The 15,562-nt window shown below is 34.0% G+C and carries 17 protein-coding genes and 1 pseudogene; 4 read left to right on the top strand and 14 right to left on the bottom strand.

The window, feature by feature from the left end; all coding sequences use genetic code 11:
• Positions 1-112: 112 nt before the first annotated feature.
• The 5 genes from QUF93_RS12100 to cotH form a co-directional block, all read right to left on the bottom strand.
• Positions 113-1,054 carry a magnesium transporter CorA family protein gene (locus QUF93_RS12100; protein WP_000932386.1) on the bottom strand — a complete coding sequence of 314 codons (942 nt, stop codon included), beginning with the start codon at positions 1,052-1,054 and terminating at the stop codon, positions 113-115.
• Positions 1,055-1,240: 186 nt separating this feature from the next.
• Entirely contained in the window at positions 1,241-2,620 is a 1,380-nt protein-coding gene (locus tag QUF93_RS12095) for a putative polysaccharide biosynthesis protein (protein WP_289358921.1), read from the bottom strand.
• Positions 2,621-2,717: 97 nt separating this feature from the next.
• Positions 2,718-3,320, bottom strand: a complete 603-nt coding sequence (gene uptA, locus QUF93_RS12090) for an undecaprenyl phosphate transporter UptA (RefSeq protein ID WP_289358920.1) — start codon at positions 3,318-3,320, stop codon at positions 2,718-2,720.
• 195 nt (positions 3,321-3,515) lie between these two features.
• Positions 3,516-4,133, bottom strand: a complete 618-nt coding sequence (locus tag QUF93_RS12085; protein WP_289358919.1) for an NUDIX hydrolase N-terminal domain-containing protein — start codon at positions 4,131-4,133, stop codon at positions 3,516-3,518.
• A 117-nt stretch (positions 4,134-4,250) separates the two neighbouring features.
• Positions 4,251-5,327, bottom strand: coding sequence for a spore coat protein CotH (gene cotH, locus QUF93_RS12080; protein ID WP_289358918.1), 1,077 nt, complete (start codon positions 5,325-5,327; stop codon positions 4,251-4,253).
• A 181-nt stretch (positions 5,328-5,508) separates the two neighbouring features.
• Between cotH and exsB the strand changes: the two genes are divergently transcribed.
• Positions 5,509-6,126: an exosporium protein ExsB gene (gene exsB, locus QUF93_RS12075; RefSeq protein WP_289358917.1), complete on the top strand. Its 618-nt coding sequence runs from the start codon at positions 5,509-5,511 to the stop codon at positions 6,124-6,126.
• A gap of 41 nt (positions 6,127-6,167) precedes the next feature.
• On the opposite strand, the gene QUF93_RS12070 is transcribed toward exsB, so the two are convergent.
• The 6 genes from QUF93_RS12070 to QUF93_RS12045 all read right to left on the bottom strand — a co-directional run bounded on the left by QUF93_RS12070 (position 6,168) and on the right by QUF93_RS12045 (position 11,045).
• On the bottom strand, positions 6,168-6,785 hold the full coding sequence (locus tag QUF93_RS12070) for a phosphoserine phosphatase 1 (RefSeq protein ID WP_289358916.1): 618 nt from the start codon (positions 6,783-6,785) through the stop codon (positions 6,168-6,170).
• Positions 6,786-6,798: 13 nt separating this feature from the next.
• Positions 6,799-7,344 carry a short-chain dehydrogenase gene (locus QUF93_RS12065; protein WP_289358915.1) on the bottom strand — a complete coding sequence of 182 codons (546 nt, stop codon included), beginning with the start codon at positions 7,342-7,344 and terminating at the stop codon, positions 6,799-6,801.
• 13 nt (positions 7,345-7,357) lie between these two features.
• Complete coding sequence (fosB, locus tag QUF93_RS12060) at positions 7,358-7,774, bottom strand: FosBx1 family fosfomycin resistance bacillithiol transferase (protein WP_002118569.1); 417 nt, start codon at positions 7,772-7,774, stop codon at positions 7,358-7,360.
• 59 nt (positions 7,775-7,833) lie between these two features.
• Positions 7,834-9,495, bottom strand: coding sequence for a peptide ABC transporter substrate-binding protein (locus QUF93_RS12055; RefSeq protein ID WP_289358914.1), 1,662 nt, complete (start codon positions 9,493-9,495; stop codon positions 7,834-7,836).
• A 76-nt stretch (positions 9,496-9,571) separates the two neighbouring features.
• Positions 9,572-10,567 carry a DUF2628 domain-containing protein gene (locus QUF93_RS12050; protein ID WP_289358913.1) on the bottom strand — a complete coding sequence of 332 codons (996 nt, stop codon included), beginning with the start codon at positions 10,565-10,567 and terminating at the stop codon, positions 9,572-9,574.
• A 25-nt stretch (positions 10,568-10,592) separates the two neighbouring features.
• The gene (locus tag QUF93_RS12045; RefSeq protein ID WP_002118562.1) at positions 10,593-11,045 is read right to left on the bottom strand and encodes a methylated-DNA--[protein]-cysteine S-methyltransferase; all 453 of its coding nucleotides are present in this window, start codon (positions 11,043-11,045) and stop codon (positions 10,593-10,595) included.
• Positions 11,046-11,106: 61 nt separating this feature from the next.
• On the opposite strand from QUF93_RS12045, the pseudogene QUF93_RS12040 reads away from it, so the two are divergent.
• Positions 11,107-11,433 (top strand): annotated as a pseudogene (locus tag QUF93_RS12040) (oxidoreductase); the annotation flags it as partial.
• 59 nt (positions 11,434-11,492) lie between these two features.
• Here QUF93_RS12040 and QUF93_RS12035 read toward each other — a convergent pair.
• Both QUF93_RS12035 and QUF93_RS12030 read right to left on the bottom strand, forming a co-directional pair.
• Positions 11,493-12,152, bottom strand: a complete 660-nt coding sequence (locus QUF93_RS12035) for an oxidoreductase (RefSeq protein WP_289358912.1) — start codon at positions 12,150-12,152, stop codon at positions 11,493-11,495.
• Between the two features lie 116 nt (positions 12,153-12,268).
• A complete protein-coding gene (locus QUF93_RS12030; RefSeq protein ID WP_289358911.1) occupies positions 12,269-12,493 on the bottom strand; it encodes a hypothetical protein in 225 nt (74 codons plus the stop codon).
• Positions 12,494-12,691: 198 nt separating this feature from the next.
• On the opposite strand from QUF93_RS12030, the gene QUF93_RS12025 reads away from it, so the two are divergent.
• On the top strand, positions 12,692-13,642 hold the full coding sequence (locus QUF93_RS12025) for a metal ABC transporter substrate-binding protein (protein WP_289358910.1): 951 nt from the start codon (positions 12,692-12,694) through the stop codon (positions 13,640-13,642).
• Positions 13,643-13,779: 137 nt separating this feature from the next.
• The gene (locus tag QUF93_RS12020; protein WP_289358909.1) at positions 13,780-14,247 is read left to right on the top strand and encodes a GNAT family N-acetyltransferase; all 468 of its coding nucleotides are present in this window, start codon (positions 13,780-13,782) and stop codon (positions 14,245-14,247) included.
• A 289-nt stretch (positions 14,248-14,536) separates the two neighbouring features.
• Here the strand turns inward: QUF93_RS12020 and QUF93_RS12015 are convergent, their stop codons facing one another.
• The gene (locus QUF93_RS12015; protein WP_002118548.1) at positions 14,537-15,487 is read right to left on the bottom strand and encodes a CobW family GTP-binding protein; all 951 of its coding nucleotides are present in this window, start codon (positions 15,485-15,487) and stop codon (positions 14,537-14,539) included.
• Positions 15,488-15,562 lie beyond the last annotated feature (75 nt).

Genomic DNA, 15,562 nt, shown 5'->3' with positions numbered 1-15,562 from the left:
ATAATACACATTACATTTTACAATTTATATTCTACTTCAAAACTGAGATTTTATAACAAAGAAAGCTGCTCTAGCATAGTTTTATGACTTTGCTAGAGCAGCTTTCTTATCATTAAAAGTAACGTTTCTTCCAAAAAACAAATGCTAATGTGAAAGATAATGTTACACATATTATGAGTACAATGACAAAACCATGAGCTTCACCTTCAAATGGAACCTTTACATTCATTCCGAAGAAACTAGAAACCATCGTCGGTAATGATAAAATGATTGTAATAGACGTTAACAGTTTCATAACACTATTTAAATTATTTGATATAACGGAGCTAAAAGTATTCATCATTCCACTTAAAATGTGACTATATATTTCCGCCATTTCAATAGCCTGCTTATTTTCAATTAATACATCTTCTAATAAATCTTGATCGTCTTCATACATTTTTAAAAATGTACTGTTACGCATTAATTTTTGAATTACAATTTTATTTGCCTTTAATGATGTTGTAAAGTAAACTAAACTTTTTTCAAGGCCGAGCAATGTGAAAATTTCTTTATTTTTCATCGATTTATTTAATTGGTGCTCCAAATCGATTGTTTTTCGATTAATTTGCTTTAAGTATCTTAAATAATAAGTAGAAATTGTATATAAGAGCTGAAGTGCGAAGCGCGTCTTTTTAAACGTATAAAATTCTTTAATACGTTGATTAATAAAGCGTTCAAAAATTGGATTTTCTTCTAAGCAAATAGTAACAAAACAATCTGGCATTACAATCATACCTATTGGAATCGTGTCATAAATTGAATTTCCTTCTTCATCATGTCTGACTGTCGGAATATCCACGATAATTAAAGTGTTATTGTCTTCCTTTTCAATACGAGAGCGTTCTTCATCATCCAAAGGGTCTTTAATGAAATCTAAGTCTACATTTAAAGTTTGTACTAGATACTGAATTTCTTCTTCTGTTGGATGAAGTACATTAATCCAGCAGCCCTTTTGCATTTCCTCAATCTCTTGTAGTTTTCCGTTTCGGTCTGTTAAATAAATATTTAACATACTATCACCCCGATTCTTTTTACATGTGGGAATCTACCTCACTTAAACAACAGTTTTTGAACCGCTATTTTCAGCATATGAAACAAACGATTAAATTTCAATAGAAAAATTATTTTGAAAACGTTTTTTTAAGAAAAATCTTGTAAACATAGAAAAAGACAGAGTGTTCTCTGCCTTTAAAAAAGCTTATGTTGCCTTTATAACATATTTAGAAAGCATCCACAAGTTAAAGCCGACTGAAATCGTATAGCCAGCGTATGTTGAAATGATAAAACTTACATAATCAAAATACGGTAGCAATACAATATTTAAAACTATCTTCACAGTTATTCCGATTACTAATCCTAGCACTGTTTTCTGTTGTTGATTAATTCCTTGTAACATGGCAGCGGTTACTGTAAATAGCGAGAATAGTATACAAGCAGGAGCATAATACTGCAAAATAATACTGCCCATCTCTGGATCATTTCCAGCACCAAATAAAAGAGTATACACTGGTTTTGCTAAAACCATCATTCCAATCGCCGCCGGTACGGTAATTCCTACCACTAATAAATTTGTCCTTGTAAAGTGTTTATACAATAGCTTCTCATTTCCCGCTGTATAAGCTTTCGTCATCTCAGGTACAAGGGACATACTAAAAGCCGTTGCAACAGAAACCGGGATAAGTACAACCATCTGAACAAGGCCAATAATCGCATTAATCTTTTCTGCTTCTCCTTGCACATATCCTACTTGTATAAGTAGCTTATTAATTGTAAATGTATCAATCGTCTGATATAACGGAATCGCTAATCCGACTACAACGAAAGGGATAGAATATGTAAACAGTTCTTTATACAACGAAAAAAAACTTTTCGTCGTTTGTGGTATACTGGCAATCTCTTTTTTCTTTAAATGTTTTCTCCTTCTTATATAATACGCACTTAAAACACTTAATCCACCCAGTGCTCCCATAAATGCTCCAAACGTTGAAATACCAACTGCCAACGAAACAGAAGCTTTTATAACATATAAAACGACAAAACTTCCTATCAAAATGGTTAAGACCCGAAAAAATTGCTCTACAACTACACTGAGCGCAGAAGGTCCCATAGATTGAAAACCTTGAAAGAAACCACGTAACAAGCTCATTACAGGAACGAGTAATAACGCAAAACTTACAATTTGAATATTGTAAGTGACCGCCGTTACACTATTCCCCGACTGATCGTTTCCATCGATTACAAGTTCAGCTAAATGCGGCGCTAACATATATAACGTAACACACGAGATAACCCCCATTAAAAGCATAAAAACAATGCCACTCTTTAATACTCTCTTAACAGTATGGTAATCATTGAGTTGATCATATTTTGAAACCATTTTTGAAACGGCAAGTGGCAATCCCATCGTTGCAATACTAAGCATAATTGTATAAGGGCGGTATGCATACGTATATAATACGTACCCACTCGTACCGACCATTGCTGTAAATGGTATAACATATATGAACCCTAACATTTTAGATATCATCGTTGCCATCGTTAAAAATATCGTTCCACGTAAAAACGGTGATCCTTTCATCACATTCCCCCGCTACGCTTTATTATTACACATTATGGACAACTCCTTTTTTTTAGAACCGAAACAATTAAAAAAAGCCAATGAAAAATCATTGACTTTAATGAGTTGTTTTTCTCTTTTTCAAAAGCTTTAAACCGAAGTAAAGAGCAATAAAGAAAACCGCACCTATAATTATGTAATGTGTGTAATCAGATGCATATTCTTTAATATTTCGCCATTTTCCACCAAGCGTTTCTCCTAAGTATATAAATAGAATTGACCATGGAATAATCGCTACAACTGTATACAATGTAAATAGTTTTAACGGCATCTTAGCTAATCCTGCCGGAATAGAGATTGCATGACGTACAACTGGGATAAAACGTGCCGAAAATATCACTCCAGCTCCATAACGCTTAAACCAATTTTCTGCTATGTCTAAATGATGTTTATTAATAAGCAGATATTTCCCATATTTCTCAACAACAGGACGCCCACCGTAGTATCCAAGCCAGTATAAAAAGATTTGCGCTAAAGTACCACCGATTGTTCCGGCAATAACAGCACCGACAAAACTAATTTCCCCTTCTGCCACTAAAAAACCGGCATACGAAAGTACAATCTCACTTGGGATAACTTCAATCATTAAAGCTAGAGCTACTCCGAAGTACCCTAAACTTGCAAAGAATTGCAATAACTGATCTATTATATTTGCTAACATTTTCTTTTCTATCTCCTTTTTTTCTTCACATACCATCTCATTATCACATAAAGGTTGCAATCTGCCAATATAATCATGTGAATCTCTTCACCTAGCTCATAGACTTTAAAGAGGACTATACTACATTCTTTTTTGTTAAAAGAATATGTACAGCCTTTCATCAATATACCCTAAAAGGATACTTGATTCATTTAATTAATCAAGTATCCTTTCCTTATTTCGATCTTTCATATACGCAAACATTTCTTTAATTTGCCATTCCGTATTTCTAGCGATTGATAAATCAGGTATTTCATTTTCACTAAAAAAATCTATATCTTCTGTTTCAATACTTAGTTTCTTTTCTCCACCAACAATCTCACAACCTATAAAAATCTTATATATATGCGTGGCTGATGGAGATGGTTGATGTTTTTCTTTATCGAATATTGCTAGTAGCCTAAAATGCTCTACTTCATAGCCTGTTTCTTCTAACACTTCCTTTGCCGCGACTTCCGTTGGAGTATAACCAATATCAGCCCATCCACCTGGCAATGCCCATTTACCATCACTTTTTTCTTTCACAAATAATAACTTTTCATTTTGAAAAATAACTGCCCGTATATCAACTTTAGGTGTTTGATAGCCTGTCTCACTTGCAAATACTCTCTCTACTACTTCCCAATCTGTTTTTGTATAATGTGACATCATCGCAATTGAAATGTCTCGTAATTGTTGGAAACGCTCTAGATCATACACATCTTTGGAGTACGTTAAACCTGCTTGTGCTATTGATTGTATTTGTTTTACCCAATCAATCCATTTAACCTTCATATCTACACAACTCCATTCTTAATCAATTTCATTCTACTAAATATTATTTCGCTTTTTTATTTCTCCACCTTTAGTATACAAAAAAAGAGATTGATAATGTTTCAATCTCCTTCAAAATCATCCCAATTCATGAAGATGTTCTTGTATATATTTTCTTCTTTTATTAATATATTGAAAAATCATCTCAGCCTCTTGATTAAAAATTTCTATTTTCTCTTTCATATATGGATCCTGAAGTAAATATGGACGAATGGATGCACACATGCCTTCTACTTTTGGTTTTATAAAGGATTCTGTAAATTGTAATTCTAAAATTTCTTCTAATATATTTCGATATTGCTTTCTAAAAACAGGTATATCTAACAATCTTGCACTTAACGTATTATATCCCTGAATGCGAATATACTCATGATTAAGCGGTCTTCCTTGTACATCACGCCCCCAAGTCGCATCGTAATCCCACGGGATGACTTCAAATAAATTTGTTTCATCGTTATGATACAGTGCATAGTTATGAACAAAACCATCAAAGTTTTGAGTCAAAATAACTCCAGCTAACCAGCGTAAATATTTATCAACATGAAGGTATTTTCCAATTTCTTTTTCATAACCTTCCCTCGATAGTGTATTTGCTTGAAAAACGAATTCACTCAGTTGCTCTTCACTATTTTTATTCGAGCATTTAAATTCATACCCTGCAAAAAGCTCATTTTTAACATCTTTATCTCTCTCGCTCATTAAAGAAAAATTCGCGTCATCATCTATCGCATAATAAATAGAACCACTCGGCAACCCTCTACTTTTTAAAAAGTTTTCATCAACCGATTCTAACTGTAAATATACGCCTTGAATTTGACCATTAATCTTTATAAATACATGCTGTGACTTCGGTGAAAGTACCCCGATATCATTGAAAAAATCGAGCGATAATTTATTTCGGATAAGAGATGGATCCATAAATTCAGAGTTTAAATGAAACTCCTTTACCCCTTGAAATTTTTTCGGCTTATAAAACTTAACGTGATAAGACTTTTTCTCAAACTCCCGAATATGAGCACCTCGATAAACAATATCAATATCATATTTCTTTTTTCCATATGTTAACTTTGCTGGCACTGGACTATCTGACCAAATATCTTTTTTCAATTCCACTAAGTACATTGGATGAATAAAAAATTCATATGAAGGTAGCATGTTTTCTCATCCCTTCTCAGTTCTCTTCATTCAATGTATGCACCACGCCTTGTCCATACATCCGCTATCATCTATTTATATAAAATTAAACTCTTGTCCTGTTCAGAAAGAAACCGAATCTCATATCATGTTAAGGAAAAAGAATACCTTTTCAATTTAAAACTCGATAAGGAGGATTTCTATGAAACGTGATATTAGAAAAGCTGTTGAAGAAATCAAAAGTGCAGGGATGGAGGATTTCTTACACCAAGATCCAAGTACTTTTGAGTGCGATGATGATAAATTCTCTCATCATAGATGTACAACAGGGTGTAAATGTACAACAGGACGTAAATGTACAACAGGGCGTAAATGTACAACAGGGCGTAAATGTCCAAGAACAAGATGTACTCGCGTAAAACATTGTACTTTCGTTACAAAATGTACTCATGTAAAAAAATGGACATTTGTTACAAAATGTACTCGTGTACGCGTTCAAAAATGGACATTCGTTACGAAGGTTACTCGTAGAAAAGAATGCGTTATAGTTACAAAACGTACTCGCGTGAAAAAATGTACTTTCGTTACAAAATGCGTTCGCTTTGAAAAGAAATGTTTCTGGACAAAACGATGTTTCTGTAAAAAATGTGTATTTTTCCCTCATAGCCATCATGGTTCTTGTGATGATTCGTGGGATCATGGTAAGGACTGTCACGATGACGGGCACAAATGGGACGATTGCAAAGGTAGCGGACACAAGTCCTCATCTTGCAAAAATAAAAAGTTCGATCACTTCTGGTATAAAAAGCGTAATTGCTAGTTTTTTATTCCCACAAAAAAAGGCCGTTTTGCGGCCTTTTTTTACTTTTCCTGAAAATGGCTTATATCTGCAAATTGTTTTACTTTACCAAGATTTTCATCAAATTCAATCACACTAAGACTCGCGCTATGCATAAATGGCTCTCCCCATACATGTTCAATTTCAACACCTGCAAAATGCCCTACAAGTAATTTCGCCGCTGCAGCATGAGAGACAATTAAAATATTTTCACCTTTATGCTTTTCTAAAAGAAAGTGTATCCCTTCAATTACTCTTTTATGAACGGCCGCAAAGTTTTCCCCTGATGTTGATTGAAAAAGATGTGGTTCATTCCAAAATAAATGTACTTCTTCTGGATATTGCATTTCCAAATCAGCAATTGTTTGCCCTTCCCATGTACCCATATTTATTTCATAGAAACGTTCATCTGCTATAATTGGAATATTGCGTTCTCCTTTAATCAATTCAGCAGTATGAAGCGTCCTTTCACTTGGACTACTATATATGGCATGGAGCGGTAAATCCTTCATACGCTCCCCTAATTGTTTCGCTTGTATCATACCATTCTCAGTTAATGCTGAATTTTTCCGCCCTTGCATCCGCTTTGCTACATTCCATTCTGTCTCACCGTGCCTTGTTACATATACCGTTGTCTTCATTTCCCATTCCCCCTTACCATTTTGGCCGCAATTCCCATGGCTCTACTCTCCCTACAATCCATTCTGTGCATTTACTTTCTATTCCTTTTATAACTCCGTCAGCTATCTCTTCATGAGTAAGCCACCTTGCATATGTATCTTCTAAAATAAACCCTAATATAATTCTATAATAACTACATAATGCCCCGCCTATTTTTTGTGACTTCGTACGTGATGCACTACTACCTAATATATGAAATAAACTGTACTTTTCCGACGACAATTCTACCTCATTACAAATGAGTCGTAATGCATGCTTAGCACTCGAATGTACCCATGCGACAACTAATGTAATTGGACCATTTTGTTCAATTGTACTTTTAATAGATTGCTTTACATCATCGTCATTTTGATAATCTACAGAAAGGCACGTAATATTTCCCGGTACAGAACTCCCTTGCTTAACATTTTCCAATTTCGCACTATCTCGTCCAATAATAGAAACGTGAAACCCTTGCTCACAAAGCCACATAGACACTTTCTTTAACATCCCTGTTCCACCAATTACAAGTGCATGCAAATACTCGTCCTCCTTAGTAAAATGTCATATGAGGTTTCTCATCCTTATAATAATTTAGACGGTCTTGCAATGTCCCTGAATGAAACTCAAACTTGTGACCATCAGGATCAACAAAATATATAGACTCACAATCTCTTACATCCCGTTCTCTACCCTTTAAAATATGAACTCCGTTTTCTTCTAATCGCTTTAACAAATAATTAAAATCTTCTTGTTCTACAGTGAATGCAATGTGCGTATAAGATTGATGAATTTCATTTCTCGGAATATGCGCCTCTTCATTAAGTGCTATCCATATCCCGCATATATTAAAATATGCAAGTTTTCTCCCTTTAGCCAATAATTTTCCTTCTAGTACTTTTTCGTAAAACATAATAGATTTTTTCAAATCGGAAACTGAAAAGCAAAGATGATTGATTCCCTTTAACAACTATGACTCCTCCTTATACAAATAAAAGATGAGCGAAAATTCACTCATCTTTTATTGTACTATTTTTTTGTAATATATGCCCATTTATAACTGAAGTCTCCACCAAACGTATGGTTAGCAATACCTTTTACATATTTCTTCTCTAAATACGCTGTACTTTGCTGATACACAGGTGAGATTGCAGCGTCTTGACCAATTAGGATTTTTTCAGCTTCCGCAAGTGCTTTCCAGCGTGCTGCATCATCTTTTAATAGTTCCCCTTTTGATTTCGCTACTAAATCATCATACTTCGGATTAGAATAATCCATTTCATTAAATGAGCTTCCAGTAACGAACATATCAATATAAGTCATTGGATCTGGATAATCTGGACTCCATGCAGATAATGAGAATTCATATTCAAATTTCTTTTCTAAATCTAGCTTCTGCTTATATGGTTGTTGTTTCAAATTCACTTTAATACCAGGTAAATTTTTCTCTAACTCTTCTTTAATAAAGTCTCCCACTTTTTTACGGCTACCGTTATCATCATTTAGAAATTCTACTGTAATTGTATCTTGGCCAAGTTCTTTCTTCGCTTCTTCCCATAATTTTTTTGCTTTTGCTGCATTGTCTTTACTGTCACGGAAATTTTTATTTACAGAACGGAAATCTTTTCCATCTGGTCCTGTCGTAAATTTTTCAGGGACTAAGAAATATGCTGGTAATGAGCCATCATTTAAAATAACATTTGCAATTCCTTTTTTATCATATGCCAGATCAATCGCTTCACGTACTTTTTGGTTTTTAAATGTTGCATTTTTTTGGTTAAAGCGCAAGAAATACATACGTGGATCTAACTTCGTTTTAAATTCATCTGGCTTATTCTTTTTATATTTATCAACAAATTCAGAACTTAAAATAACTCGATCTGCTTGATCACTATCATATAAATTTACTCCCGTGCTCGTTTCCTTCACAATACTTACATTAATTTCTTCTAACTTTACAGTATCTTTATCCCAATAATTAGGGTTTTTCTTTAACTGATAACTTTGCTCATGTTTCCATTCACTCATTGTAAATGGTCCATTGTACAATAATTTGTCTGCTTCTAATGCGTATTTATCCCCCTGTTCTTTCACATATTTTTCATTTAAAGGGAAAAATGTTGGGAATGAAGTAAGTTCAAGGAAATACGGTGCTGGTTGTTCTAATTCTACTACTAACGTTTTGTCATCCTTCGCTTTCACTCCTAATTGATCTAACGGTAATTCTCCTTTATTTACTTTCTGTGCATTTTTCACATCAAATAAAATGAATGCATATTCTGCAGCTGTTGCTTTATCTAATGTACGTTGCCATGCATATACAAAATCTTGCGCTCGAACTGGATCTCCGTTTGACCACTTCGCATCACGTAATTCAAATGTATATGTCTTTTTATCTTCACTAATCTTCACATCTTTTGCCATACCTGGTGTTGGCTTATTATCCTTGTCCAAACGATATAACCCTTCCATTGCATTTACAAAGGCACGGAATGATACAGAGTCTGTTGATTTTGATGTATCCATTGAAGGAATTTCTGCTGTTTCTAGTAAGTTTAATACTTGCTTATCTGCTATTCCCTTACCTGCTTCTTTCTTCGTTGTAGATGCCTTCTCCCCACTTCCGCAACCTGCAACTAATACACTAGTCGATAATACAACTGCAGCAATCGCTGTTACCTTTCTCTTCATTCTTCCTTCCCCCAATCTATATGTATAAATGAAATCCAGTATAATATATATTATTATACAAAAGATTCAGATTATTTCAAATATTATTTTCGCATACAAAAAAAGAAGCAGATAGAAGGTGCTTCCCATCCGCTTCTTTTTCTATCACTTTTACTTGCAATCCATCCTCTATTTCAAACGGATTTTGAACCTTGAATATTTCTTCCATCATCTTCAAAAACTCTTCTTCATTTTTAGATTCACCGTTAATCGTAAGTGAATATGGCTCAACTTCACCTAATTTATAATCTACAACAAATTGAATCGTCACCTTTTGTCTTGGCATCCCGGCGCTATATCCTTGAAATTCTACTAATTCTAACCCTTCCGTCCCGCGATAATATATCCATCCTGAATTTTGAAAATAATTTTCAAAAGATTCACCTATTGAAAAGAAAGGATATTCATAAAGCGAGCTCGTACGAACTTTTTGTATAATATCTCGATCAGTCGGAAAAAAGAAATGACTGAAAAAAATACTAGCAACTGCTAAAATAGTAACGATTGTCGCTCCCATTTTACTTGTTCCGCCACTATCACGAATGAGATAATTTTCAACCGATTCATCTTTAATTCCCCGTGCTTTTATTCTATATATACGCCTTTCTGCAAATTGATAATATAATCCATTTGCAAAAATCCCCATCCCAAATAGAATAAAAACGAGTAATAAAAACGTGAGAGGCACCATATTAATGATTGGCAATGCTACGTTGAACCCCATATAATAAGAAAATGCATCACATGCTACTAATAACAGTATAAATAAAGCAGCAGGTAAATAATACTTACGATATCCAAGCCAACCTACATTGAAAATAGCAGCCCAACCATTCCAGCTCCACCTAGCAATTCGCTTATTCTCAAGCTCCCATTTTCTTTTGTAATATCGATATTGTCTCCCTACATATACTTCTAATTCTTTGTCTATTAGCGAGCTTTCTTCACCTTGTTCATTATGCAAGTTTCGTTGACAATTTGCACAATTCAACTGATCATTAATACAAGGTCGCCCACAATTTATACATTTCAAAACAATCCCTCTTTCCATCCATACTTCATTTTAAAATACCTTCATGCTTTAATAACCACTCTTTCCTCCATAAACCACCCGCATACCCAACAAGTTTTCCACTCTTTCCTATTACACGATGACATGGAACGATAATTGAAATTGGATTCCGGCTATTTGCTCCGCCTATCGCTCTTACAGCTTTCGTATTCCCAACCTTCTCCGCAATATCTAAATATGAAGCACTTACGCCATATGGTACAGTGTAAAGTGCATCCCATACATTCTTTTGAAATGGTGTTCCTTCAGCAAACAATGGAACTGTAAACTCTTTTCTTTTTCCTTGAAAGTATTCATCTAATTCATTTATACATTGTTCAACAAGTTCATTTTTATGTTCTTCTTTTCTTTCTTCAACAAATATAACAGACGTAATCCCTTTCGTATTCGCTGTAATTTCCAGCAAACCTAATTCACTTTCATAATAAGCCTGATACATATGTCATCCTCCAATTCAATTCATATTAGTCATTGTAACACGAATAGACAAAATTTTTCGTGTTCACGATTACATCCAATATACGCAGTGGATGAAAGGGCAAGGCGTATATTTAATTGACTGTAGTTCTGGTGCAGTTGTTCCAGCACATATTTATATTTATCCTGGTTACCAAATACAATATGCTAAACATATTAAGGAGCATGTTAACATCGCGACTGGTGCGGTAGGATTAATTACAACCGGATCACAAGCAGAGCAAATTTTAAATAATAACGAAGCAGATTTAATTTTTATCGGACGCGAGTTACTTTGTAATCCATACTTCCCAAGAATAGCCACCAATGAACTTGGCTTTGAATTAAAAGAACCATATCAGTACCGATGAGCACACGGAAAAATTAAAACTAATAAATAAAACCGAGAAGTTATTCCTCTCGGTTTTACTTATTTTATCTCTATAATATCGTTTGAACTATAAATATGAATACCAGATTCTTCACGTAGCGCTGTTATATACATTCCTTTCGCCACATCTTTAGCTGAAATTGGTTTGTACTTTTTAAAAGCCCCTTTAAATATAAACGGAAGAATACGAGATAATTTCTCAGCCATTCTTTCCCCAAAACGATATTCTTGTCGATTTCCAACTAATAATGACGGCCTGAAAATATGTATGCCACCAATAACTAACTTTTTCAGCTCCTCTTCCATTTTCCCCTTCACTTGCGAGTAAAAGAAGAATGATTTAGGATTTGCTCCCATTGATGAAATAACAAGAAAATTTTGCACGCCTTGTTTTTCAGCTAAACAAGCAGCTCGTAACGTATATTCATAATCTACTTTTTTAAAATTCGCCTTCGATTTCGCTTTTTTAATCGTTGTTCCTAAACAACTAAATACATCATCTACTGCAAAAAACTCTTTATATTCCTCTAATACCGAAAAATCCACCTGTTTCTGCTGTAATTTCTCATGTTTCCATTTCAATGGTTCCCTTACAAAAATAGTAACCGAATCGTAGTAATCTGAGTCAAGTAATAGACGCGTTATTTCTTGTCCAACTAATCCACTTGCACCAAGTACTAACGCTGTTCGCTCATTCATATATATGCATACCTCTTTATTTACTTTTCTCTCCTTTTGCTAAAAGTCGCTAATAGGAGTTTCCGTTTTATTATTTTATCATAAGTAAAGTACTATGCGTAAGCATAGTGCTTTACTTACTCTTTTTTCTTTTCTTTTTCTTCAACTGGCAATTTCGTAATTGTTGTAGCATCACCTAAATTACTTATTAGTTTTCTTAAAAAAATTAAAACAAAAGATAAAGGCAAAACAACCGCAAGTATTAAAAAGATAGCCTCCATAATGTAACTCAAGCGCTCATCCCCTTTTTTCTGCTCCCTCCCAATATATGAAAGCAACATTGTCACATATGCACCAATCATAAAAATTAATACCTTTCTTTTTGACAGATTTATAACAAAAACAAATCGTAATGATTATTATTTATTGCAACTTTCATAAAGATGTATTATACTAGGTTCGCGAACTAAAACGTAATTATTCCGTTTTGCATTAAAATGATATTTTTCTTCTATAATTGGGGAAGATATATCGGTAAAAACAGAAAAGAGGAGAACTTCATGCCTAAAAGATTGACTATATTTTCATTCTTACTTATTTTCACTTTAATTTTTACTGGCTGCTCAAATAAAAAAGAAGATACTGCCAAGAAAGATGGAAAACTAACTGTTTATACAACCATTTTCCCACTTGCTGATTTCGCAAAAAAAATCGGTGGTGATTATGTAAATGTAGAAGCAATTTACCCACCTGGTGCGGATTCTCATACATTTGAACCGAGTCAAAAACAGACTGTACAAATCGCAAAAGCCGATTTATTCGTTTATAACGGCGCAGAATTAGAACCATTTGCCGAAAAAATGGAAAAATCATTAAAAAAAGAAAACGTAAAAGTTGTAAATGCATCTAAAGATATCGAACTTCGTGCTTCATCTGAAGAAGAGCAGCACGATCATGGAGACGGTCATAAAGAAGATGAACATCACCATGATAAAGACCCACACGTTTGGATAGATCCTACTCTGGCGATGAAACAAGCCGAAAAAATTAAAAATGCGCTTGTAGAATTACAACCTGAACATAAAAAAGAGTTCGAAAAAAACTTCGCAGCACTACAAACAAAATTTACTGATTTAGACGATCAATTTAAAGCTGTTGTTGCAAATGCAAAAACGAAAGAAATATTAGTTTCACATGCAGCTTATGGTTACTGGGAACAACGCTACGGTCTAAAACAAATTCCAATCGCTGGAATTTCAGCGTCTGATGAACCATCTCAAAAACAGCTTACTGACATTACAAAAACAGTAAAAGAACACGGTTTAAAATATATTTTATTTGAGACATTCTCTACTCCAAAAGTAGCAGCAGTTATTCAAAAAGAAACAGGCACAAAAATTTTACGCTTAAATCACCTTGCTACTATTTCTGAGGATGATGCAAAGAACAATAAAGATTACTTCACATTAATGGAAGAAAACGTAAATACTTTAAAAGAAGCAACAAACTAATCAACTATATTTTCTAGGCAGCTGAATATGTCATTCAGCTGCCTTTTATGTATTTACCCTTGACTTGACCGAAATAACAAGTAAAATTATCCATATTAGCTTTTAAGCTATACTATTTTAGAAGGTGAGTTGGAACTATGAATCTTCACATTTGTGAAGTAACAGCAAATAATTGGCGTTCAGTTGCTGCTTTAGACGTAGCAAAAGACCAGCAGCAATTTATTGAAAGCAATGCGTTTTCTTTAGCAGAATCATTATATGAAGAAAATGGAACGTCAATAGGCTTATATGACAAAGAAACACTCGTTGGATACGCAATGTACGGTTGGTATTCCCAAAAGCATGAAAGCGTATGGTTAGATCGTTTTATGATTGATCAGCACTTTCAAGGAAAAGGATATGCAAAACGTTTCCTTCGTTTATTAATCCAATATTTACAACAAAAATTTGACTGTAAAATAATTTATTTAAGTTTACATCCAGACAACAAACACGCAATGGGACTATATGAGTCATTTGGCTTCCGTTTAAATGGGGATATTGATGACGAGGGCCCAGTTGTAGGTGTTGTAATGGAATTACTTATAGATAAAGTGAAACTTTAATCAGTGGGGGGCATCCCCCACTGATTATTAGCCCACACCAATCGGGCTTTTACGGGCAGCCCGACTCCCACCTAACTTATTTGCTTTACGGTCGTATTTTGGAATAGGAGTCTTACTGCCCGTTAACGTGGGATGAAAATACAAGCCTGTGAAAACAGGCTTTTTATTATACATTTATCAATGTTATGTTTTCTATTTTCAGTTTCTCTTCCTTATATACTTCACTTTTACAATCTAGTATTATCTCATTGAAATGCTCATAAAAAATAAGCCTGCGATTTACGCAAACTTATTTCACACACTCTTCAAAATGTTCCTGGAACCATTCTTTATTAATACCTTTACCGATGAAAACTACTTCACTTACTCGCTCTTCGCCCTCTTGCCACTCTCTATCGTACGAAGCAGCAAATAATGTATGTACACCTTGGAATACGATGCGTTTATCTACTCCATCAATCGATAAAATTCCTTTGTATCGATATAAATATTCTCCTAGTTCTTGAACGACAGCTGACATCCACTCATTCAATTTTTGTAAATCTAACGGACGTTCTTCACGTAATACAAATGATTTTACACCTTCTAGATGGTTATGTTCTTTATGAGGATAAATTTGTAACGTATCTTTCGTTTTAAACGTTTGAATTTGTAGTAATGATGAAATATCTACTTCACAGTTAGTCGTCTCGATTAATTTTGCAGTTGGGTTAATTCCTTGCAGTTCATGCAGAAGATTTTCCTTTTCACTTTCGTCAATTAAATCTAATTTATTTACTAAAACGACATCTGCAAATGCAATTTGTTCCTTTGCTTCTAGCCCTTTTTCAAAATGTTTATGTATATGATAACTATCTACTACTGTTACAACACCGTTAATTTGATATGCAGATTGAATTACTGGATCTAAAAAGAATGTTTGTATAATCGGTCCTGGATTTGCAAGACCAGTTGTTTCAATCACTAAGCCATCAAAGTCCATTTTCCCTTCTGCTTTTACGTCCAGTAATTGTTTTAAAGCAACGAGTAAATCTTCACGTACAGTACAGCATAGACAACCGTTTGTCATTTCCATAATCTCTTCTTCAACATTCATAATCAACTGATTATCGATACCAATTTGTCCTATTTCATTTACAATCACCGCTAATTTCTTACCGTGATTTTCTGATAAAATACGATTTAATAAAGTCGTTTTCCCTGATCCAAGAAAACCAGTTAATATTGTTACTGGAATCATTACTTACATCTCCTTATAGCTATATGTTTTTACATTATAGCATATAGAGAAAATCGTTTTTGTAGCAAAACATAT

It is taken from the genome of Bacillus hominis, assembly GCF_030348325.1.
GTDB lineage: Bacteria > Bacillota > Bacilli > Bacillales > Bacillaceae_G > Bacillus_A > Bacillus_A hominis.
Note: the sequence above shows the minus strand (reverse complement) of the source record. Positions and strands in the feature narration are given on the sequence as shown.

What these genes read in the sequence shown, in the direction of transcription:
- QUF93_RS12100 (WP_000932386.1), bottom strand. Translation starts at nt 1,054, where the DNA reads ATGTTAAATATTTATTTAACAGACCGAAACGGAAAACTACAAGAGATT.
- QUF93_RS12095 (WP_289358921.1), bottom strand. Translation starts at nt 2,620, where the DNA reads ATGAAAGGATCACCGTTTTTACGTGGAACGATATTTTTAACGATGGCA.
- uptA (WP_289358920.1), bottom strand. Translation starts at nt 3,320, where the DNA reads ATGTTAGCAAATATAATAGATCAGTTATTGCAATTCTTTGCAAGTTTA.
- QUF93_RS12085 (WP_289358919.1), bottom strand. Translation starts at nt 4,133, where the DNA reads ATGAAGGTTAAATGGATTGATTGGGTAAAACAAATACAATCAATAGCA.
- cotH (WP_289358918.1), bottom strand. Translation starts at nt 5,327, where the DNA reads ATGCTACCTTCATATGAATTTTTTATTCATCCAATGTACTTAGTGGAA.
- exsB (WP_289358917.1), top strand. Translation starts at nt 5,509, where the DNA reads ATGAAACGTGATATTAGAAAAGCTGTTGAAGAAATCAAAAGTGCAGGG.
- QUF93_RS12070 (WP_289358916.1), bottom strand. Translation starts at nt 6,785, where the DNA reads ATGAAGACAACGGTATATGTAACAAGGCACGGTGAGACAGAATGGAAT.
- QUF93_RS12055 (WP_289358914.1), bottom strand. Translation starts at nt 9,495, where the DNA reads ATGAAGAGAAAGGTAACAGCGATTGCTGCAGTTGTATTATCGACTAGT.
- QUF93_RS12045 (WP_002118562.1), bottom strand. Translation starts at nt 11,045, where the DNA reads ATGTATCAGGCTTATTATGAAAGTGAATTAGGTTTGCTGGAAATTACA.
- QUF93_RS12035 (WP_289358912.1), bottom strand. Translation starts at nt 12,152, where the DNA reads ATGAATGAGCGAACAGCGTTAGTACTTGGTGCAAGTGGATTAGTTGGA.
- QUF93_RS12030 (WP_289358911.1), bottom strand. Translation starts at nt 12,493, where the DNA reads ATGATTGGTGCATATGTGACAATGTTGCTTTCATATATTGGGAGGGAG.
- QUF93_RS12025 (WP_289358910.1), top strand. Translation starts at nt 12,692, where the DNA reads ATGCCTAAAAGATTGACTATATTTTCATTCTTACTTATTTTCACTTTA.
- QUF93_RS12020 (WP_289358909.1), top strand. Translation starts at nt 13,780, where the DNA reads ATGAATCTTCACATTTGTGAAGTAACAGCAAATAATTGGCGTTCAGTT.
- QUF93_RS12015 (WP_002118548.1), bottom strand. Translation starts at nt 15,487, where the DNA reads ATGATTCCAGTAACAATATTAACTGGTTTTCTTGGATCAGGGAAAACG.